18 protein-coding genes are annotated in these 19,178 nt (G+C 62.5%); 10 read left to right on the forward strand and 8 right to left on the reverse strand.

Going from position 1 to position 19,178, the window contains the following annotated elements; genetic code table 11:
- Window positions 1–124: 124 nt before the first annotated feature.
- Window positions 125–1,006 carry a peptidylprolyl isomerase gene (locus ASU23_RS22515; RefSeq protein ID WP_003943303.1) on the reverse strand — a complete coding sequence of 294 codons (882 nt, stop codon included), beginning with the start codon at window positions 1,004–1,006 and terminating at the stop codon, window positions 125–127.
- Window positions 1,007–1,201: 195 nt separating this feature from the next.
- Here ASU23_RS22515 and ASU23_RS22520 point away from each other — a divergent pair, with 195 nt between their 5' ends.
- From ASU23_RS22520 to ASU23_RS22535, 4 genes are all read left to right on the forward strand, one after another.
- Window positions 1,202–1,882: an MBL fold metallo-hydrolase gene (locus ASU23_RS22520; RefSeq protein WP_007732970.1), complete on the forward strand. Its 681-nt coding sequence runs from the start codon at window positions 1,202–1,204 to the stop codon at window positions 1,880–1,882.
- 15 nt (window positions 1,883–1,897) lie between these two features.
- Window positions 1,898–3,169, forward strand: coding sequence for a histidine--tRNA ligase (hisS, locus tag ASU23_RS22525; protein ID WP_007732972.1), 1,272 nt, complete (start codon window positions 1,898–1,900; stop codon window positions 3,167–3,169).
- Complete coding sequence (locus ASU23_RS22530) at window positions 3,159–3,788, forward strand: hypothetical protein (protein ID WP_042919891.1); 630 nt, start codon at window positions 3,159–3,161, stop codon at window positions 3,786–3,788. The genes hisS and ASU23_RS22530 overlap by 11 nt, the downstream gene beginning before the upstream one ends.
- Window positions 3,789–3,854: 66 nt before the next feature.
- Complete coding sequence (locus ASU23_RS22535) at window positions 3,855–4,844, forward strand: malate dehydrogenase (RefSeq protein ID WP_042452093.1); 990 nt, start codon at window positions 3,855–3,857, stop codon at window positions 4,842–4,844.
- A 12-nt stretch (window positions 4,845–4,856) separates the two neighbouring features.
- Here the strand turns inward: ASU23_RS22535 and ASU23_RS22540 are convergent, their stop codons facing one another.
- Both ASU23_RS22540 and ASU23_RS22545 read right to left on the reverse strand, forming a co-directional pair.
- The gene (locus ASU23_RS22540) at window positions 4,857–6,092 is read right to left on the reverse strand and encodes a hypothetical protein (protein WP_233405695.1); all 1,236 of its coding nucleotides are present in this window, start codon (window positions 6,090–6,092) and stop codon (window positions 4,857–4,859) included.
- The gene (locus ASU23_RS22545) at window positions 6,089–6,418 is read right to left on the reverse strand and encodes a type VII secretion target (RefSeq protein ID WP_037130770.1); all 330 of its coding nucleotides are present in this window, start codon (window positions 6,416–6,418) and stop codon (window positions 6,089–6,091) included. Before ASU23_RS22545 ends, ASU23_RS22540 begins: the two co-directional genes overlap by 4 nt.
- 173 nt (window positions 6,419–6,591) lie before the next feature.
- On the opposite strand from ASU23_RS22545, the gene otsB reads away from it, so the two are divergent.
- The gene (otsB, locus tag ASU23_RS22550) at window positions 6,592–7,380 is read left to right on the forward strand and encodes a trehalose-phosphatase (protein WP_233405696.1); all 789 of its coding nucleotides are present in this window, start codon (window positions 6,592–6,594) and stop codon (window positions 7,378–7,380) included.
- Window positions 7,381–7,579: 199 nt separating this feature from the next.
- On the opposite strand, the gene ASU23_RS22555 is transcribed toward otsB, so the two are convergent.
- The 3 genes from ASU23_RS22555 to ASU23_RS22565 all read right to left on the reverse strand — a co-directional run bounded on the left by ASU23_RS22555 (window position 7,580) and on the right by ASU23_RS22565 (window position 10,482).
- Window positions 7,580–8,371: an ABC transporter permease subunit gene (locus tag ASU23_RS22555; protein WP_007732982.1), complete on the reverse strand. Its 792-nt coding sequence runs from the start codon at window positions 8,369–8,371 to the stop codon at window positions 7,580–7,582.
- The gene (locus ASU23_RS22560; RefSeq protein WP_042919882.1) at window positions 8,371–9,345 is read right to left on the reverse strand and encodes an ABC transporter ATP-binding protein; all 975 of its coding nucleotides are present in this window, start codon (window positions 9,343–9,345) and stop codon (window positions 8,371–8,373) included. The genes ASU23_RS22555 and ASU23_RS22560 overlap by 1 nt, the downstream gene beginning before the upstream one ends.
- An 81-nt stretch (window positions 9,346–9,426) precedes the next feature.
- On the reverse strand, window positions 9,427–10,482 hold the full coding sequence (locus ASU23_RS22565; protein WP_030536453.1) for a serine/threonine protein phosphatase: 1,056 nt from the start codon (window positions 10,480–10,482) through the stop codon (window positions 9,427–9,429).
- 466 nt (window positions 10,483–10,948) lie between these two features.
- On the opposite strand from ASU23_RS22565, the gene ASU23_RS22575 reads away from it, so the two are divergent.
- The 3 genes from ASU23_RS22575 to ASU23_RS22585 are packed head-to-tail and all read left to right on the forward strand — an operon-like array spanning window position 10,949 to window position 15,015.
- Complete coding sequence (locus ASU23_RS22575) at window positions 10,949–11,569, forward strand: TetR/AcrR family transcriptional regulator (RefSeq protein ID WP_030536452.1); 621 nt, start codon at window positions 10,949–10,951, stop codon at window positions 11,567–11,569.
- The gene (gene kstD, locus ASU23_RS22580) at window positions 11,569–13,317 is read left to right on the forward strand and encodes a 3-oxosteroid 1-dehydrogenase (protein WP_058038738.1); all 1,749 of its coding nucleotides are present in this window, start codon (window positions 11,569–11,571) and stop codon (window positions 13,315–13,317) included. The genes ASU23_RS22575 and kstD overlap by 1 nt, the downstream gene beginning before the upstream one ends.
- Before the next feature lie 15 nt (window positions 13,318–13,332).
- Window positions 13,333–15,015 carry an ATP-binding cassette domain-containing protein gene (locus ASU23_RS22585; RefSeq protein ID WP_003944811.1) on the forward strand — a complete coding sequence of 561 codons (1,683 nt, stop codon included), beginning with the start codon at window positions 13,333–13,335 and terminating at the stop codon, window positions 15,013–15,015.
- A 17-nt stretch (window positions 15,016–15,032) separates the two neighbouring features.
- Here the strand turns inward: ASU23_RS22585 and ASU23_RS22590 are convergent, their stop codons facing one another.
- Entirely contained in the window at window positions 15,033–15,680 is a 648-nt protein-coding gene (locus ASU23_RS22590) for a hypothetical protein (RefSeq protein ID WP_058038739.1), read from the reverse strand.
- A 440-nt stretch (window positions 15,681–16,120) separates the two neighbouring features.
- On the opposite strand from ASU23_RS22590, the gene ASU23_RS22595 reads away from it, so the two are divergent.
- On the forward strand, window positions 16,121–16,675 hold the full coding sequence (locus ASU23_RS22595; RefSeq protein ID WP_003944949.1) for a transglycosylase family protein: 555 nt from the start codon (window positions 16,121–16,123) through the stop codon (window positions 16,673–16,675).
- A 12-nt stretch (window positions 16,676–16,687) separates the two neighbouring features.
- Here the strand turns inward: ASU23_RS22595 and ASU23_RS22600 are convergent, their stop codons facing one another.
- Entirely contained in the window at window positions 16,688–17,419 is a 732-nt protein-coding gene (locus ASU23_RS22600) for a TetR/AcrR family transcriptional regulator (RefSeq protein WP_003944898.1), read from the reverse strand.
- A 197-nt stretch (window positions 17,420–17,616) separates the two neighbouring features.
- Between ASU23_RS22600 and ASU23_RS22605 the strand changes: the two genes are divergently transcribed.
- Complete coding sequence (locus ASU23_RS22605; protein ID WP_042951823.1) at window positions 17,617–19,176, forward strand: amino acid permease; 1,560 nt, start codon at window positions 17,617–17,619, stop codon at window positions 19,174–19,176.
- The last annotated feature ends 2 nt before the right edge of the window (window positions 19,177–19,178 follow it).

The raw sequence follows: 19,178 nt of genomic DNA on the forward strand, positions 1-19,178 counted from the left end.
GCCTTGGAGGTGCTGGACGGCGAGTCCGAGCTACCGGAATCACTGGAACAACCAGCCAGAAGCAGCGCCGCGGCGCTTGCGGCGGCAATAACTACAGGAAAGCGCATCACAGGTTTACGTCGCATCAGTCGAGCCTTACTGTCTTGATGTCGGTGGTCAGATTCGGCTTGCCGTCACCCTCTGGCGTCGATCCGCCGGCCGCGACCTTGTCCAAAGTGGCGAGCCCGGTTTCGTCGATCGTGCCGAAAACCGTGTACTGCGGGGGGAGTTGTGAGTCGCCGTAGACGAGGAAGAACTGGCTGCCGTTGCTACCGGGTGCCCCGGTGTTGGCCATCGCAACCGTGCCGCGCGCGTAGGTGACGGGCTCCTGCGCTGCCGGGTCGGTGGTGGAATACGCCGTGGTGGGGAATTCGTTGTCGAAGCCGTAGCCCGGTCCGCCGGTGCCGGTGCCGGACGGGTCACCGCACTGCAGCACCTGGAGCGAGGGGCTCGTCGTCATGCGGTGGCAGGTGGTGTCGTTGAAGTAGTCCTGCTGCGCCAAGCTCACGAAGCTGTTGACCGTGCACGGAGACTTCGTTCCGTCGAGTGTGAGCCCGATGTTTCCCTGCGAGGTCTCGACGCTGATGCTCGGCGTCGCGTCCGGCGCGGTGGTGGGAATCCCGTCGGTACGAGGAGGGTTGTTGGCCTTGGACGCGGTAGCGCCGTCGGCTGGATACGAGCAGGAAACCGTGTCGGCCAGTGGCGTCGACAGACCGGCCGGCATTGCACCCGCGGTCTGTGGCGTGAGGCTCGAGTCGTCGGCAGCAGTGTTGGTGGTGTTCGCGTCGTCGTCACTGCGATTGCTCAGCCAGATGAGTCCACCGACGACGCCGACTACGACGACCACGCCGAGCGCAGTTCCGGCTATCGTCATCTGCTTGCGCTTGCGGGCACGTTCTGCGCGACGTTCGAGCTGACGCTCGAGCTTGCGTTTCGCCGCCTCGCGGCGTTGCTCGTTACTCGGCACTGCTGTAGTCCTCCGTATCGCGGGTGGATCGTGGTCGGCCGGCCGAGCGACACCCTGGGGGTCGGCTTCGGCAAGCGGCTCTACTCGTCGTCAGAGTCTCCCATTGCAACCTGAGAACTTACTGGCGGGGCAGCAGCTTAGGCTGTAACCGACAGCGTGTTGTTTGTTTCCACCCTTCGAAGAGGAGTTGCCCCCGTGCTCGTCACTGGTTTTCCGGCCGGGATGTTCCAAACCAACTGCTACATACTCGCTCAGGACGACGCGTGCGAGTGCGTAGTCGTAGATCCGGGTCAGGATGCAGCTGAGCCGCTCTTCGAATATCTGGACTCCAAGGACATGTCGGTCACGGCGGTCCTCCTGACGCACGGTCATCTCGATCACGTGTGGTCGGCCCGCGAGGTCTGTGAGCGGTATTCCGTACCCGCGTACATCCATCCCGAGGATCGCTACATGCTCAGCGATCCGGCACGGGGGATCGGCCCGACGATGAAGGAATTCATTCAAGGCATGACGTTCGTGGAGCCGGACGAGGTGATCGAACTGGCCGACGGAGACAAGATCACCGAGGCCGGAATGACGTTCGTCGTGGACCACACACCCGGGCACACGCAGGGATCGGTGGTGTTCCGCACCCAGGCGAACACCGAGAGCGGGCCCGTGGATTTGGCGTTCACCGGTGACACTCTGTTCCAGGGTTCCATCGGGCGCAGCGACCTGCCCGGCGGAAATCACGAGCAGTTGCTCGCTTCGATCGCCCGCAAGCTATTGGTACTCGGTGACGAGACAGTGGTCCTGCCCGGGCATGGCGGAAACAGTTCGATCGGCGCCGAGCGAAGCTCGAATCCGTTTCTCGTTGGACTCAGCGCACAAGAATAAGGAAAAGTACCTCTCGTGAGTAAAGCCAGCACCTTCTCTGCACCCAAGGGCATTCCGGACTACGTTCCGCCGCAGTCAGCCGAATTCGTCGCCGTTCGTGACGGTTTGACGCGCGCCGCGAGATTGGCCGGATACGGCCACATCGAATTGCCGATCTTCGAGGACACCGGCCTGTTCGCTCGCGGTGTCGGTGAGTCGACCGACGTCGTCAGCAAAGAGATGTACACATTCGCCGACCGCGGTGACCGTTCGGTGACGTTGCGTCCCGAGGGAACCGCCGGAGTCATGCGTGCGGTCATCGAGCACAGCCTCGATCGTGGACAGTTGCCGGTCAAGGTCAGCTACGCGGGCCCGTTCTTCCGCTACGAGCGCCCGCAGGCCGGTCGCTACCGCCAGTTGCAGCAGGTCGGCGTCGAAGCCATCGGGATCGACGACCCCGCGCTCGACGCTGAGGTCATCGCGATCGCCGACGCCGGATTCCGGTCGTTGGGGCTCGACGGCTTCCGCCTCGAAATCACCTCTCTCGGTGACGACACCTGCCGGCCGCAGTATCGCGAACTGCTGCAGGAGTTTCTCTTTGCACTCCCACTCGACGAAGACACGCGTCGACGCGCCGAGATCAACCCGCTCCGCGTGCTCGACGACAAGCGCCCAGATGTACGCGAGATGACGGCCGGCGCACCGCTCATGCTCGATCACCTGTCCGAGAGCTGCAAGGCGCACTTCGACGAGGTGCTAGCGCACCTGGACGCATTGGGCGTTCCGTACGTCGTCAACCCGCGCATGGTCCGCGGCCTCGACTACTACACCAAGACAACCTTCGAATTCGTGCACGACGGACTGGGTGCGCAGTCCGGAATCGGTGGTGGTGGTCGTTACGACGGTCTGATGGAACAGCTGGGTGGACAGCCGCTCTCGGGCATCGGGTTCGGAATCGGCGTCGACCGCACGGTTCTCGCGCTCGAGGCCGAGGGCAAGTCCGTTGCGCCACCGGCGCGTGTCGACGTCTTCTGTGTACCGATGGGTGCCGAGGCGAAGGCTGCACTGGTGAAGATCGCACATCAGTTGCGTGCCAATGGGATTCGCGTCGACCTGGCGTACGGAAACCGTGGCGTGAAGGGCTCGATGAAGGCAGCTGATCGTTCGGGTGCCGCGATCGCTTTGGTTCTCGGCGAGCGTGAACTCGAAGAGGGCGTTGTCGTTGTCAAACAGTTGGCAACAGGTGAGCAGGAGACAGTGGCGCTCGACCAGGTTGTCGACAAGCTCGGGGAACTCGTTGAGCACTGAGGCCGAACCGGTTTCGCTCGATCTGGTTCCCGTGGCGTTGATCGCGCCGCGGCTGAAGAAGTTCGCCGTTGTTGTCGTGGTGTTCGGTGTGGTCGTCGGGTTGATCGTCAGTGTGTTCTCGACGGCGACCGTTGGAGTGATCGTCGGTGCCGTCATCGCGGTGCCGACGTCACTGGCGATCCTGATGACGCTGCGCCGACATATCACGTTGTACGGCAACAGAGTTCGTGCGCAAGCTGGTTTTCGAACCAACGACGTCGACGTGGCCGAGGTACTCACGGCGGCATTGACGGTGCGATCCGGCCGGATCAGCGAAGTCAGCTTGACGCTCGGCGACGGACGGTCCACCGTGCGGATCCCGCTCGCGCTGTATACCGCGGGGGGTGGGCGCGAGTTGGAGATCCTTGCACTCCGCAAGCTCGCCGACGCGCTGGCGGCCAGCGAGTTGGTACCGGCTGCCGCGTTGTCCTCGGTGCTGATCGAACAGTTGCGTGCCGAAGCCCGCGGCGCCGGACTCGCCGAGCGTCCGCTCTACCGCGCCGTCGAACTCGTGACGGCGGAGGGACGAGTGCCGAGAACCACACTGACAGACCACGAAGTGGCCGGTTTACTCGACTAGCGTGGAAACCGTTCTTACAGCGTTGTAGAACGGACAGTCGTGAAAACGGCAGGTGAGGAGTCGGCAATGAGTATTGCGCCCGTAACCGTCACGGTAACCGGAGCGTCGGGTCAGATCGCATACGGAATGCTTTTCCGCATAGCTGCGGGGGAGATGCTCGGCGCTGACGTCCCGATCAAACTTCGACTGCTCGAGATTCCTGCCGCCGTGTCCGCTGCCGAAGGCGTTGCGATGGAACTCGAAGACGGCGCATTTCCGTTGCTGAGCTCCATCGACATCACCGACGATCCCGATGTCGCCTTCTCCGGCGCGAACGTCGGGATGCTGGTCGGCGCACGTCCGCGGAGCAAGGGGATGGAGCGTGCCGACTTGCTGAGTGCGAACGGCGCGATATTCACAGCCCACGGGAAGGCGATCAACAACAACGCAGCCTCGGACGTCAAGGTGCTGGTCGTGGGAAATCCGGCCAACACCAACGCGCTCATCGCGATGAACAATGCACCGGATGTGCCCGATACTCGGTTCAGTGCACTGACGCGTCTCGACCACAACCGAGCGATCGCGCAGGTGGTGAAGAAGACCGGGGTTCGTGCGTCGTCGGTGCGCAAGGTGTCCGTCTGGGGAAACCATTCGGCGACGCAGTACCCGGACCTGTCCCACGCGACTGTCGCAGGTGAGCCTGCACTCGCGGTGATCGACGACCGCGACTGGGTGGAGAACGATTTCATCCCGACTGTGCAGGTGCGAGGCACCGCCATCATCGCTGCGCGTGGATCGTCCTCTGCGGCGAGTGCGGCCAGCGCGTCGATCGACCACGTCCGCGACTGGGTGATCGGTACCGCCGAGGACGACTGGGTATCCATGGCCGTCTGTTCGGACGGTTCCTACGGGGTGCCCGAAGGATTGATCTCGTCCTTCCCTGTGACCTGTGCCGATGGCGAGTTCGCTATCGTGCCCGACCTCGCGATCGACGACTTCTCGCGCGAACGGATCGACCTGTCCGTCAGCGAACTGGAGCAGGAGCGTGCGGCGGTGCGGGAGTTGGGCTTCGTCTGAGGTTTGTCTTGATCAGAGATCTCGGAACAGGTACTGATCGGGATCGTCAGCCCCGAGCACGGGCGGCGACACCATCGGCAGATCGTCGACCATCGAATTCTCGTCGCCGGCAGTGACGAGATACCTCGGGGTAGTGCGTGACGACTCGTCGTCCCGAGATCCGCGGGGTCCACCGCCCAGCATGCCGCCCGGCGACATGCCGCTACTGCCGACTGTCGACGATGGTGCACCCAGGCCGGGCGTTGCTACCGGAACCGGTTGAACTGCAGCAACTCCCGCTGCACCCCTCACCATTCCGCCGGTAGTGCCACCGCTTCCGCTCACCCATGCTCCGCCAGAGCTTGCCGTCGCACTGGGTGACGGCGACGCGCCGGCTGCGAGTGACGTCGACGGATTGCCTGCGCCCCACAGCTTGTCGACGCCGGTCGGAAGCCCGGCGCCGGCCCGTGCAGCCGAAGTTCGAACAGCCTCTGTGCCTGGCTGAGTGGAGTCCGGGTGGGTGGAGTACGGTGCATCACTGGCATCGGTTGAGGCAGAAAGAGGTTGGGCGATCTGACGGGCGGCGTTGTTGATTGCCTCCGCAGTGACCAGGTTGGAGAGTGCCTCACTGGTCGGTGGGGTCGGCACGGGGATCGGTCCGGCAAGGGCGTTCATGGCTGCGGTGTGCCCGAGCATCTCCCCACGCGTCCGAGTCACCGCCGCGACGGCTGCCTGCATGTGTTCAGCTGCCGAGGCAAGCAACATCGCCTGTCCTGGTGGTGTCCACGCGATGGGCGCGGCAGCTGCAACCGTGGTGGCGAAGGACTGCGCGATTGCCGCGAGATTCGCGTTGCCTCGCTGCACCGATTCCGCGGCGGCGGCAGCAGTTTTCGATATCGCGGTTCCGCGTTCGCTCAATTCTGCGCCGCTGTTCTGGGCGGATCGCGACAGTTCGGTCGCGGCGTCACTGCCGGTGCTGTTCCAGGTCTGGCCCACGTCGGCGACCGCGCTTCGGGACAGTCCCATGGCGTGGTCGATGAGAGTGGACGCCTGATCGAAGATGCCGACGGGATCGATGCCCGCAAAAGTGCCTGTGCCGAGACTCTTCCCGAGTTCGATCAAGGGCGCGAACAGATCTTCGATTCCGGGGAGTGCCGGTACCGGTATGCCGGCGAGCATCGATTCGACCACATTGTTCGGCAGTACCGGGGCAGGAGCGCCACCGTGAAGGAATTCGATGACGGTTGTCGAGTCGTCTTCGGTGCTCACGCGGTCGCGCCCGTCGATCCGGCCGCAGCGGTCAGATCTGTTGCGATTGCATGATCTGTGGTGTCGTAGGCCTGCGCGGCTGCACCGGCCGTCGCGGCGTTGCCGGCGTAGAACGTGGCGAGTGCTGCAACATCTTTGGTGTGTGTGGCCTGAGCGCGCGCGAATGCTTCGAGAAATTCGATCCCGACGGGGCCCACGGCCGGTGCGACTGCTGCGATGTTTGCACCCAGATCGACGGCGGCGGCCTGCGCGATGCGTCCTGCCGCTTCGGTCGACGTCGAGCCGTACTTTCGGATGCCGTCAGTGGCGACAGTCAATTCGCTCATCATTACCCCCCAGTTGGTAAGCGTCGTGAGAACTTTAGCGGACCACTGTGGGCCCTTACAGGGAGACGACGCGACCTACTCAGCGGTTCCGGACAACCTGGACGAAGTGGCAGAGATTACATTCGGCTCCGGTGTTGGTATTACGAGTGCGATCGATTTGGCACACTCGAACCATGCGAACCGCTTCGGACGTCATCCTCCGACTCACGTCCGATCCAGCTCGCTGTGGACTGGTGATGGATTTCGACGGCGTGCTTGCACCCATCGTCGACGATCCGTCGGCGAGTGCGCTACTGCCCGGCGCCGAAGACGTGCTTGCGACCCTGGCCGAGCATCTCGGTGTTGTCGGCTTGCTCTCGGGACGGCCTGTGTCGTTCTTGCGAGAGCGGCTCAGCTTGAATTCCGTTGTGCTCATGGGTTCCTACGGCGTCGAGACCTGGACGGACGACGGAATCCACGTGCTTCCGGCCGTCGCGGCGTTCAGTGATGCTGTCGCCGAAGCAGAAGCCGAATTGCGACGCTTGTTCGACTCTCCGGCAGTTGCTGGCATCCATGTCGAGAGCAAAGGCCTTGCGGTGGCCGTGCATTGGCGTCGGGCCGCGGATCGTGCGGTCGCGCAGCGCCTGGTGGAAGCAGCGACGACAGAAATCGCGAGCCGGACCGGGTTGCGGCGTGAGCCCGGCAAGTTGGTCGAGGAATTGCGTCCACCCGTTGAGGAGGACAAGGGGACAGGCCTCCTTCGCGCGATCGCGGCCGCAGGGGTCGACGTCGTCGCGTACGCGGGCGACGACCGGGGTGACCTACCGGCCTTTGCCGTTGTCCTTGCCTCGGGTGGAGAAGCGTTGGTGGTCAAGGGCGACGACATCGCACCGGAAGTGGCTGCTGTCGACGGCGTCCAGTTCGACGGCCCGCAGGCATTCCTCGATTGGATGAAAGAGCTTGCCGCGCAACTGGAACGCTGACGCGTAAGGTCAGTCTGCCAGGAACTCGACCAGGTCTTATTTCGAGGTGCCGCGTCCGCGGGGCAGAGTGACGCGAACCCGCGCGTGCCCTGTTCCTTGGCGTGATCGACAAGCGCTGCGGGTTCTGTCAACGCGAAACTGGCCGCACCGGAAGGGCTCCGGTGCGGCCAGTTTTGGTCTTGGTCGGTTTGCGACTCGGTCAGGCGTCGCGCTTGTTGACGACGGCGATGCTGATTCCGAATATCACCAGCACAAACGCTGCGAAGTAGAACAAGCTTCCCCAAGGGCCCCAATGGAAATTGGTGCTCGAACCCGAAGAGAGGAAGTGGTCGGCGTTGGCGAACGGGAGGAACGGTGTGACGTTTCTGCCGAAGGATCCGAACATGCCGAACAGGCTCTCGATGAGCAGTGGCCACAGCAGCAGTAGTGCAATGGCGCCTGCGGACTGACGAAGGAGTGCTCCGACGGCGATGGCAAGGGCAACGCAGAGGAACGCGAAGATCGGTACGCCGTAAACGGCGCGCCAGGCGTCGGCGTTGTCCAGTGCCAGATTGGTGGAACCTTCAGAGCCTGCCGCAGCTTTGGTGATGAATACCGCGCCGAGCATGAGAACGAAGGACAGCACCGCGCCGAAAGCCCCGATCAGGCAGGCTTTGGCGATCAGAACCGAAGCCCGACTCGGGATGGCCTGGAAGGTGGTACGGATGATGCCGAAGCGGTACTCGCTGGTGATCGCGAGCGCCGCCATGATCATCAGGACCATGACGCCGAATCCGGATACTCCTAGCCCCGCGTCGTTGAACGTGGGGAGGAATTTCTCGAAATCAGGAGTTCCTGATGCGGCTTCGTCGTTGTACGCCTGAATGCTCGAACTCGACGAACGCCCGATCATCCAGGCGACGCCCAACCCTAGGACGATGATTGTGATCGTGCACCACAGCGGCGACTTGGTCGTGGTGATCTTGATACGTTCAGCACTGAGAACAGCCATTACAGTGCACCTCCCATAGCGTGCTGTGTGTTTGCGTGGTGGGCTCCGGCGCCCGGATCGATACCGGATGCGTGGTACTGGACATCGTCCCCGGTCAACTTCATGAACGCATCCTCGAGCGATCCCTGCACAGAAGCCAACTCGTGCAACACGATTCCCTGCGAACCAGCCAAACCACCGATCACATCGGTGGTCGAATCCACGACCACCAACACCGGCTCCGATCCTGAATGTTCCTCGCGGACAGTCAGTCCCTGGGCAGTCAATGCGGCATGGAGAGCGTCCAATTGTGGGCTGCGCACGCGCACCGTCGACTCCGACGAACGATCCACGAACTCCGCGACCGTCGAATCCGAAATCAACCGACCCCGACCGATCACCACCAACTGCTCCGCCGTGAGCGCCATCTCCGACAGGAGGTGACTCGACACGAGCACCGTGCGGCCCTCGGCCGCCAACCGCTGCATGAACTTACGAATCCAGACGATGCCCTCCGGATCGAGACCGTTGACCGGCTCGTCGAACAACAACACCTTCGGATCCCCCAACAGCGCACCCGCCAACCCCAGACGCTGCGACATACCGAGCGAGAACCCGCCGGCCTTCTTGCCCGCCACCTCGGACAATCCGACCAACCCGAGCACCTCGTCGACGCGGGACTTCGGGATCCCGTTCGAAGCAGCCATCCACTGCAGATGTGCACGCGCGCTGCGATTGGGGTGCACCCACTTCGCATCCAGCAACGCACCCACCGTCCGCAACGGCGTCTTGAGCTCGCGGTACGGCTTGCCCTCGATCAACGCCGCACCCGACGTCGGCTGATCCAAACCCAGGATCATCCGCATCGTCGTCGACTTGCCTGCACCGTTCGGGCCCAGGAAGCCCGTCACGATGCCCGGCTTGACCGTGAACGACAAGTCGTCCACCGCTTTCGTCGGTCCGTAAACCTTGGTCAATCCCCTCAGTTCAATCATGAGGAGAACTGTGCCCTACCGGCACTGACCAGCACATCGGTCCCGAGGATGACATGAACCCTGAGATGTGAATACGGCAGTTCAGGGAAAACCCTGTGCTCGACCGGAAGTCGGAACTGGCGCGGCATGCGGGTAGGGCGCATCGAAGTCGCCGTCGAACAATCGCCAGTAGAAGTCGTTCATCCTCGCAGCGACGGGCGCGTGCCGTGTCACGATCGCGGCCACCTCTGGTGTCACATCACCTGGAATATGACCTGTGGCGCATCGTCGTACGTACTGGTTGCGGGCGACTGGTCCGCCGCTCGTCGGCCTCGGTACCCCGCAGACCTCGGTCACCAGCCAGTTGACCAGAAGCATGGCGGCGTAGTCGGCGTCATGAGTGGCGTGGCGCCGGACGAAGTCGTGCTCGGCAGTCGACAGGTCGAAGTGTGGGGATGTGGCCAGTCCGAAGTCGGTGAGATAGATCCGCTCCATGTCGGTGCGCATGTTGCCGAAATGTCCGTCCATGTGCAGCAACTGTCGATCGCGCAAGAATGCCACGATCTCCGAAAACTGTCGCTCGACTTCGGCAGCTTTGGCGGACGGGTTGTCTTCCAGCCAATTCGAGATCGGGTGTTCGATGTACTCGCAGAACAGTACGAGGCTGCACGGCGCAGCGGCAAGCGCTTCGAGACGGGTCCGCACTTCACGGCTGGCGCCGGCGGTGTGAACGGAATCGATGTCGGCGTGTTCGGCCGCAACGGGCGAACGTCCGGGAAGTATCCGCCAGTGGTAAAGCATTGGGAACGACTGTGTTTCGCCGGCCAGAACGGCATCGGTGACCACGATGTTCGCGGCCAGTTCTCGCCAGGCGTTGAAGCTTGGGCCACCAATGCCGTACTGGCAGAACGTCGGCAGATCGAAATGGTTGGAAGTAGAGCCCACCTCGGCGATTTCCCGCACGCTCAGTGGGATGCGTTTGGTGAATACCGGAACGCCGTTGAGCCTGTTGTCATAGACCCTGATCACTCCTGCGGCGCCACCTACGCCGACACTCGAGATTTGAACGGTGTCGACCAGTCGGGCCAGTTCGACATCGTTCTGGGAAGACAGGAACGCCGACAGCTTTCGGTGGCGGTCAATCCTGACGTCTGTCATTCCACGACTGTGCCACAGGCTCGTCCGGCTTCGATTTCGCGGAGCCGCCTGTCGAAGTCACCGATTCTGGCGGTGTCCTCGTAGTAGTCCTCTTGCTCGATGATCTTTCCCACTTGGTCCGAACGAGAAGCACTGTTCGATTTCGATAGATGACGGCGCCGTCGGGGCCAAGGGCTCGGTCGTCGAAACGGGCGAGCAGGGTCATGCGCCAGAGTGGACCACCGAAATACGCTTCGGTGACCGCGCCTTGAAGCCCCGCATCGACAAATTGTTGGAGAAACGTCTCGATTCGGTCCCCATCGCTTCATCTTCGAAGCTTGTCGTGGCATCGAATGCCCTGTCAACGATGTGCCCGGGTCTGCTGATATCTGACAGAGAATTGGATATTGACAGTGACTGTCACAATAGGTGAGACTCGCATTATCGAGAATGGCCGGATCTCGGCCGAGGCGGGAGGACGTTGCTGATGTCACTACGGGAGAGACAGCGGTTGCAGGTGCGAGCAGACATTCAACGTGCGGCATTCGATCTGTTCGCGCGTGACGGTTTCGAGGATGTGACCACCGAGCAGATTGCGGCGGCAGCGGGGGTATCGGCGAGTACGTACTTCCGGCACGTTCGTAACAAGGAGGATCTGCTGTTGGATCCGGTCAGGCAGGGCGGCGCCGGAATCGTGACGCTGCTCGAGGATCGCCCGGCATCCGAGTCGGCTGATCTTGCGATCTCGCGGGCAATCCTGGAACGCTCCAATGCTTTCGAGTCCTCGGAGATCGATCAGTGGCGAGCAGCGTTCCGCACCGCGCCGCACCTGATGGATCGAGTCGCCCTGATCGCGCCCGAGCATCGTGATCGGTTGGTCGAGTTGGTGGCACAACGGATGTACCTCGATCCGGAAAATGACAGCCGCCCAGGACTTCTCGTTCATTTGATGTTGGCAGCGGCGGAGTTCGGTTATCGGCAATGGATACGTAACCCTCACAAGCGCGGGGCATCACTTCCCGTGTGCGTCGAGGGGGCGCTCGACGCAGTTCGGGGATCCCGGTGGCACACGCAGGACGAAGATGACACGAAAGGTCGTGACCAGTGATGGACGAGAACTCTCAGGGCGCCGCGCCGCCCGTAGTGGATGTCGTTGTTGTCGGATCGGGGGCTGCCGGCATGTCCGCAGCCATCACCGCAGCCCGCAACGGACTCTCGACGATACTCGTGGAGAAGTCCGAATACTGGGGCGGTTCGTCGTCCCGGTCCGGGGGCGGCGTGTGGATTCCGGGAAACTCGATACTTCGCCGCGAGGCACCGAAAGATGATATCGACTCTGCGCGAACATATCTGAAGAGCATTGTCGGAGAGGATGCAGACAGCGACCGAATCGACACGTATCTCGATCGAGGTCCGGAAGCCCTCGATTTCCTGATTCGTCACTCTGCACTCGAGCTCGAATGGGTGAAGGGTTACTCCGACTACTTTCCCGAGGCACCTGGCGGACGTGCAAGCGGCCGCTCGTGCGAGCCGCGCCCGTTCGACGCGCGAGCTCTGGGCGACGATCTTGCGACACTTCATCCGCCGTACATGAAGGTTCCGCTCAACATGGTTGTCCAACAATCTGATTACCGTTGGCTGAGCACGGGGATCCGGCATTGGCGGGGTCCGGTGCGGATGCTTCGGGTAGGAATGAGATCCCTGGCCGCAAGAGCTCGGAAGAAGAAGCTGATCGGGCTCGGGCCGGCGCTCATGGCCGAACTGATGCTCGGAGTTCGGGACGCCGGAGTGACGGTGGAGCTCGGGACGAGGCTTGTGGATTTGGTGACCGACAGTGATCGTGTCGTGGGTGTGCGACTCGAGTCCGGGGGAGTGCAGACCACCATGCACGCTCGATGCGGTGTCATCCTCGCGTGTGGCGGGTTCGACAACAACGACGACATGCGAGGCGAGTACCAGCGACGGCCGAGTAGCGCGCAGTGGACTCTCGGGGCACCGACCAATACCGGGGATGGCATCCGTGCAGCTCTACGCGTCGACGCCGCAATTTCGTACATGGACGACGCGTGGTGGGCCCCGTCGATTCCACTGCCCAAAGGCCCGTGGTTCGCCTTGGCGGAACGCTCGTTGCCTCGCAGCCTCATGGTCAACGCCAGCGGTCAGCGCTTCATGAACGAGTCACTTCCCTATGTCGAAGCGGCACACGCCATGTTCGGCGGAAAGTACGGCCGAGGTGAAGGACCCGCTGAGAACATCCCGGCTTGGCTGATCTTCGATCAGACGTACCGTGACCGTTACCTGTTCGCGGGGGTTCCGGCGCGCAGGCCGATACCTCGGTCGTGGATCGAATCGGGTGCGATCGTGCGAGCTGGATCGATTGCCGAACTCGCTGCCGAGATCGGAGTGCCGGGCGATGCGCTGTCCGCGACCATCACACGATTCAACAGTCACGCGCGCGACGGAGTCGATCGCGACTTCGGCCGTGGGACAAGCAGATACGACCACTACTACGGCGACTGCACCAACAGGCCCAACTCCAGCCTCGGAGAACTCACGAAGGGTCCGTTCTATGCCGCGAAGATGGTGCCTGGAGACCTGGGGACCAAAGGCGGCATCAACACGGACGCTCGCGCGCGAGCGTTGCGCGCCGACGGTTCGGTCATCGACGGGCTCTATGCAGCAGGTAACACCAGCTCACCGGTGATGGGTCATACCTATGCCGGTCCAGGTGCAACTATCGGTCCCGCAATGGTTTTCGGATATCTGGCGGCGCTCGATGCGGTCGGACGATCCCGCGACGGTAGTGAGCTCGAGACCGAAGGCAGGAATAATGGTTTGGCAGATCGCCGTGGGTAGGGTTCTCTTGACAGCGTGACCCACCTCAACATCGCCGACGTCGACTACTTTCTCCCTGATGGTCGGCAACTGCTCAGCGGTGTCAGCTTTCGGGTCGGCAACGGTGCAAAAACTGCACTGATAGGCCCCAACGGGACTGGTAAGACGACGTTGCTCCGCATTGTCGCCGGAGACGTCGTCGCCGACGAGGGCGCTGTCACTCGATCCGGAACACTGGGCGTGATGCGGCAATTCGTCGGCCAGGTTCGCGACGAGTCCACCGTGCGCGATCTTCTGTTGTCCGTCTCGCCGGCACGGATCCGGGACGCAGCACTGGCGCTCGATACGGCAGAAAACGCGATGATCGAGCGCGACGAGGAATCAACTCAAATGAAGTATTCGCATGCGCTGGCCGATTGGGCCGACGTGGGCGGCTACGAGACCGAAGACTTCTGGGACAAGGTCACTACCGCGGCTCTCGGTGTTCCCTATGACCGTGCGAAGTGGCGCGCGGCCAACTCCCTCAGTGGTGGCGAGCAGAAACGGTTGGTTCTCGAAGCACTGTTCGCTGGGCCCGACGACGCACTCCTACTGGACGAGCCGGACAACTACCTCGATGTTCCGGGCAAGCGATGGCTGGAAAAGACGATCTCGGAATCGTCGAAAGTGGTTTTGTTCGTCAGCCACGACCGCGAACTGATCGCCAACGCGGCCACCCACATCGTGACGCTCGAGCCCGGAATCAGCGGCGCAACGTCGTGGACGCACGGCGCTGGGCTGGCCAGCTACCACCAAGCCCGCGAGGATCGCAACGCTCGATTCGAAGAACTGCGCCGACGCTGGGACGAGGAGCACGCGAAATTACGTGCCCTGGTTCTGCGATTGCGTGAAAAGGCCAAGTTCAACGACGGCGTCGCTGCGCGGTATCACGCCTCGCAAACCAGGTTGGCGAAGTTCGAGGAGGCAGGGCCACCCGAAGCGATTCCACTTCAGCAGAAGGTGACGGTTCGGCTGGCGGGCGGGCGAACCGCCAAGCGCGCGTTGGTATGTCAAGATCTCGAGCTGACCGGATTGATGAAGCCTTTCGACACCGAGATCTGGTACGGAGATCGGGTTGCCGTGCTGGGCTCCAATGGATCCGGAAAGTCGCATTTCCTTCGGCTCTTGGCGGGTGGGGGGACCGATCCGGGGAGCGAGCATCTGCCCGTCGAGGCGCTCGACATCGCGCCGGTCGAGCACGGGGGTACTGCGACGCTGGGTGCCCGGGTACGTCCCGGATTGTTTGCGCAGACACACTCCAGGCCCGATCTGACCGGAAACACGCTGCTCGAGATCCTGCACATGGGCGACGAACACCGCAGCGGAATGGGACGCGAAGCGGCGAGCCGCGCGCTGGACCGTTACGGATTGTCCCAAGCTGCGGAACAGAAGTACGACGACCTGTCCGGCGGTCAGCAGGCACGATTGCAGATCCTGCTCCTCGAGCTCTCCGGCGCCACGATGTTGTTGCTCGACGAACCGACCGACAACCTTGACCTTCATTCGGCTGACGCGCTCGAGCAGGGCATTGCTCAGTTTGCCGGCACGGTCATCTCGGTCACGCACGATCGCTGGTTCGCGCGCGGGTTCGACAGGTTCCTCGTCTTCGGATCGGATGGGAACGTGTACGAGAGCGAGTCGCCGGTGTGGGACGAGGCCAGGGTCGAACGAGCGCGCTGAGATCGAGCAGCCACTCCCTACCTGGGGAGAGGCGGCAGCTCGTTGATCATCGCGCGAAGGAGGCCCGGATCGCTGCGATCCGATCGAGGCGGGGGACAGCGCGAAAGATCGAGCTGTGTCGGAAAGCGCCACACAACGCGACCTGGATCTACCCTGTTCACCGCCGAGTACCAGTGGGTGAGGGGCTCGGCGAGCGCCGCGTGAAGCTCGAAATGCCGTCGTCGGCGGCTGGGGTCTCCTTCGCGCTGAAGTAGAAGCTGCCCCGGTGACGGTATCGAGATGACGGTCAGATCCGCGAAACCCAGTTCGAGGTGCTCGAAAGCTGTCTCGACTGCCGCGAGCTCGTACTCGAATCGCTCCCGAGGTGCTGCGCCCACCGCAGCGAGACACCAGCTGTAGTGCAGTTTCAGCGGGTCGCTGTCGCAGAGCGCGATACCGGTTCTCGCTTCGAGATCTTCCGCTTGCGACCATCGCTTCGAATTGACCGTTGTCCAGTAACTTGCCTGCACTTCGAGGTTGGTTCCATCCGGTTCGAACCCGGTGGGCTGATATTCGGCCACGAATTCCTCGACGACCGATTCATTCGTCATCTGGGCTCGGCACCAAGTGGTCTTGCCGGCGGCGCTGGGTCCTTCTACTGCGATGATCACCAGTTGATTCTCCATAACGATTGGGGCGGTTGGTTTTTGCCCGTTGCCAGGAATCTCTTAACATCCGAAGGGGGCTCCTTCGTGGTCCGACACGGCCTTTTTCGGTGCGGTGGGTCACAAAATCGCAGTGACGGTTGACACATAACGGACGGATAACGATCGGTATGGTTGAACCTCGAATCAACTAGTTGACCTGTGGTTATTTCTTGAAACTCGACTGAATCTGGTACGGCAGTGCCGGAAACTTGCCCCGTGACCAATCCGTGACCATCACCTACGGTCGTTGACAGCCCGAAACTACCGGGCAAACACCGACCCGCAACTGCGTGCTTCTGCCCCGCGGGTCCGGTACTCCCGAAACCTTCGCGGGGCAGGAGTGAAACAGACGAGTCGATCGACTAGACGTGAAAGCGTCCGGGCCGACCTCGTCCGCGGTAGCGGAGAGGATTTACCCAATGACCAGCATCACCTTCAAGCGCGCCCTCGGCGCAGTTGCAACCGCAGGCGCAGTCGTCGCGATCCCGCTCGCCATGAGCACCGGCACCGCTTCGGCAGCCGGCCACGACTGGTCCGGAGTCGCAAACTGCGAGTCCTCCGGTAACTGGGCCGCCAACACCGGAAACGGCTTCTACGGTGGTCTGCAGTTCACGCAGAGCACCTGGAACGCATTCGGTGGATCGGGCAACGCTGCCAACGCCAGCCAGGCCGAGCAGATCCGTGTCGCCGAGAACGTTCTCGCAGGCCAGGGCGTCGGCGCATGGCCCGTCTGCGGTCAGTACCTGACCACCGGCACCACCGCAGGCAACTACGAGGCCGCAGCCGCCCCCGTCACCGCTGAGGCTTCCGTCGAGTCGGCTCCGGCAGCAAGCACCGGAAGCGGCAACTACGTGGTCAAGGCAGGCGACACCCTGTCGAAGATCGCTGCTGCACACGGCATCTCGCTCGAGAACCTCGCCAGCCAGGTTCCGAACATCAACCTGATCTTCCCGGGACAGTCCCTCTCGGTCTAGTCACGTGGCCGTTTAGGTCCTCAATGCGTCGAAATTGTCCGGAGCTGATGCAGCCCCGGACAATTTCGGCGTTTCTGCGTTCGCAATGAGCGTTGCCGCTTCCGTATGGATGGGGTCAAGATCCTGGCGCCACCCAAGAATGTGCAGCGCCGACCCGGCGATGACAGCTGCGTCGGGAATCGGGGTGCCTTCGAGCGCGTCGGCTCGCGCGCTGATCACACTTTCTACCAGGCGAAACGGAAGCTCGGCCAGGTGCGTTGATGATGGATCGTCAATCGCGTCGAGCACATCCTGGGCGAGTGCCCGGTATTGCTCGCGAAGCCGATCGCGATCGGCTCGGAACGACATGAACCTGTCACTTCTCAGTTCCGGTAAGAGATAAAGGACGCCGAGGTTCCACCGTCCGGTGATCAGTTGTGCCGCGTCGATGTACGAAAGTGCGTAAAGCTTCACCTCGGGTGCGGTGTCGAGTGGCCTGAGATTCTCCGCGAAGTCGAGCGCCGGCGTCACGGTGTCGGCGAGCAGTGCAACCAGAATGTCGTCCTTGGTGGCGAAATGGTTGTACAGCGACGCCTGACGCATTCCGACTGCTTCGGCGATGTGGCGTGTGGACGTCGCGGCGAAGCCTCGGGTGGTGAACAGTTCAGCGGCTGCATCCAAGATCTCCGCCCGGGCAGTGCCACCCGGGCGTCGGCGAGCGGTCAGGCGGGGTCTTCCGGGGCCGGCGTTGGTCACGCCTTCCATAGTGGCAGGCTGCGGCCTTACGTGCGGGATGGCCGCCGCTGTGAGCATTCGGTCACGTGCTCGAAACGTACTCAACGAGCCTGTTACAGAATCAGGCGAATCGTATACGCGGGCGTCACCTGCGGCGAGTGGATTTCGCGAAAACTATCAATCGACAGTTATTCGCCTCTGAATCGCTTCGCCGAAGGAGTACGCCGTTGAGTGCAACCACCCCGGCTGCGCAGCCCACCACCGCATCCGCACTCGCCTCTTCGCCTCACGACGACGGTGACCTCGCGGAGTTCGGCTACGAGCAGCAGCTGCATCGATCGCTGGGAAAGTTCGCGTCTTTCGCCGCGGGCTTCTCCTTCGTCTCCATCCTGACCACGATCTTCCAATTGTTCGGCCTCGGTTTCGGTTTCGCGGGTCCGGCGTTCTTCTGGACCTGGCCCGTCGTCTTCATCGGTCAGTTCATGGTTGCTCTCAACTTCGCGGAACTTGCTGCCAGATATCCGATTTCGGGCGCCATCTACCAGTGGTCGCGGCGGATGGGTGGTGAAATCGTCGGCTGGTTCGCCGGTTGGTTCATGATTCTCGCTCAGATCGTCACCGCGTCCGCCGCCGCGATCGCCTTGCAGGTCGTGCTCCCCAATGTGTGGAGCGGGTTCCAGATCATCGGCGAGGACAGTGCACTCACCTCCTCGAGCGGTGCTGCCAATGCCGTACTGCTCGGTTCGGTACTTCTGGTTCTGACCACCTTCATCAACTGCATCGGCGTCAATTGGATGTCGCGTATCAACAACATCGGCGTGACCTGCGAAATCGTCGGTGTCATCGCAGTGATTGGGATGTTCTTCACCCACGCTCAGCGCGGACCGGACGTCGTCTTCGACACCGGCAGTGCCGGCGGTCAGCCCGGATACGCCTGGGCGTGGATCATGTCCGGACTGATGGCTGCTTACGTCATGGTCGGCTTCGGTTCGGCAGGCGAACTGGCCGAGGAGACCCGCAACCCCCGACGCGTCGCACCTCGTACGATCCGGCTTGCACTGTCCGCTTCTGCGCTCGGCGGCGGCTTGATGATCCTCGGCGCGTTGATGGCAGCGCCCTCACTCACCGACGGACGCCTGGCCACGGAAGGTTTGCCGTACGTACTGACATCGATTCTCAGTTCCCCGTGGGGCACGGTCTTGTTGATCGACGTCTCGATCGCAGTGTTCGTGTGCACCTTGGCCATTCAGACTGCTGCTTCACGGCTGATGTTCTCGATGGCCCGCGACGGGCGGCTTCCTGCCTCGCAGGTACTGGCAAAGGTCAACCCCCGCACCGGAACACCTATCGCGCCGTCCGTCCTCATCGGTCTGGTCTGCATTGCCGTCCTGGCCGTCAACGTGGGCAACTCGGCAATTTTTGCAACCCTGTCCAGCGTATGCATCATCTTGATCTACTTGGCCTACCTCATGGTGACCGTGCCGCTGCTGGTTCAGCGTCTCAAGGGATGGCCTCGCACGGCAGTCGGCCCCAAGTTCGACGCCGAAGGCAAAAAGCTTTTCTCCCTGGGCATCTGGGGAGTTCCGGTCAACATCGCCGCGGTTGTGTACGGCGCGCTGATGGTGATCAACCTGTCCTGGCCACGAGCCGAGATCTTCAACCCCACCGGGGAGTACCCCATTCTGCAGTGGGCCGCGCCCATCACGGTAGCGCTGGTCGTGGGGCTGGGAGTCGCTTGCTTCCCACGTGGCCGCGCCACCCCGAATCCCGTCACGATCGGAGCCTGACC

Source organism: Rhodococcus sp. KB6 (assembly GCF_001445685.1).
GTDB classification, from domain to species: Bacteria; Actinomycetota; Actinomycetes; order Mycobacteriales; family Mycobacteriaceae; genus Rhodococcus_F; species Rhodococcus_F qingshengii.

Bases quoted from the DNA above. Each gene is read 5' to 3' on its own strand.
- ASU23_RS22535 (WP_042452093.1), top strand. From the start codon at position 3,855: ATGAGTATTGCGCCCGTAACCGTCACGGTAACCGGAGCGTCGGGTCAG.
- ASU23_RS22545 (WP_037130770.1), bottom strand. From the start codon at position 6,418: ATGAGCGAATTGACTGTCGCCACTGACGGCATCCGAAAGTACGGCTCG.
- otsB (WP_233405696.1), top strand. From the start codon at position 6,592: ATGCGAACCGCTTCGGACGTCATCCTCCGACTCACGTCCGATCCAGCT.
- ASU23_RS22555 (WP_007732982.1), bottom strand. From the start codon at position 8,371: ATGGCTGTTCTCAGTGCTGAACGTATCAAGATCACCACGACCAAGTCG.
- ASU23_RS22560 (WP_042919882.1), bottom strand. From the start codon at position 9,345: ATGATTGAACTGAGGGGATTGACCAAGGTTTACGGACCGACGAAAGCG.
- ASU23_RS22565 (WP_030536453.1), bottom strand. From the start codon at position 10,482: ATGACAGACGTCAGGATTGACCGCCACCGAAAGCTGTCGGCGTTCCTG.
- ASU23_RS22575 (WP_030536452.1), top strand. From the start codon at position 10,949: ATGTCACTACGGGAGAGACAGCGGTTGCAGGTGCGAGCAGACATTCAA.
- kstD (WP_058038738.1), top strand. From the start codon at position 11,569: ATGGACGAGAACTCTCAGGGCGCCGCGCCGCCCGTAGTGGATGTCGTT.
- ASU23_RS22590 (WP_058038739.1), bottom strand. From the start codon at position 15,680: ATGGAGAATCAACTGGTGATCATCGCAGTAGAAGGACCCAGCGCCGCC.
- ASU23_RS22595 (WP_003944949.1), top strand. From the start codon at position 16,121: ATGACCAGCATCACCTTCAAGCGCGCCCTCGGCGCAGTTGCAACCGCA.
- ASU23_RS22600 (WP_003944898.1), bottom strand. From the start codon at position 17,419: ATGGAAGGCGTGACCAACGCCGGCCCCGGAAGACCCCGCCTGACCGCT.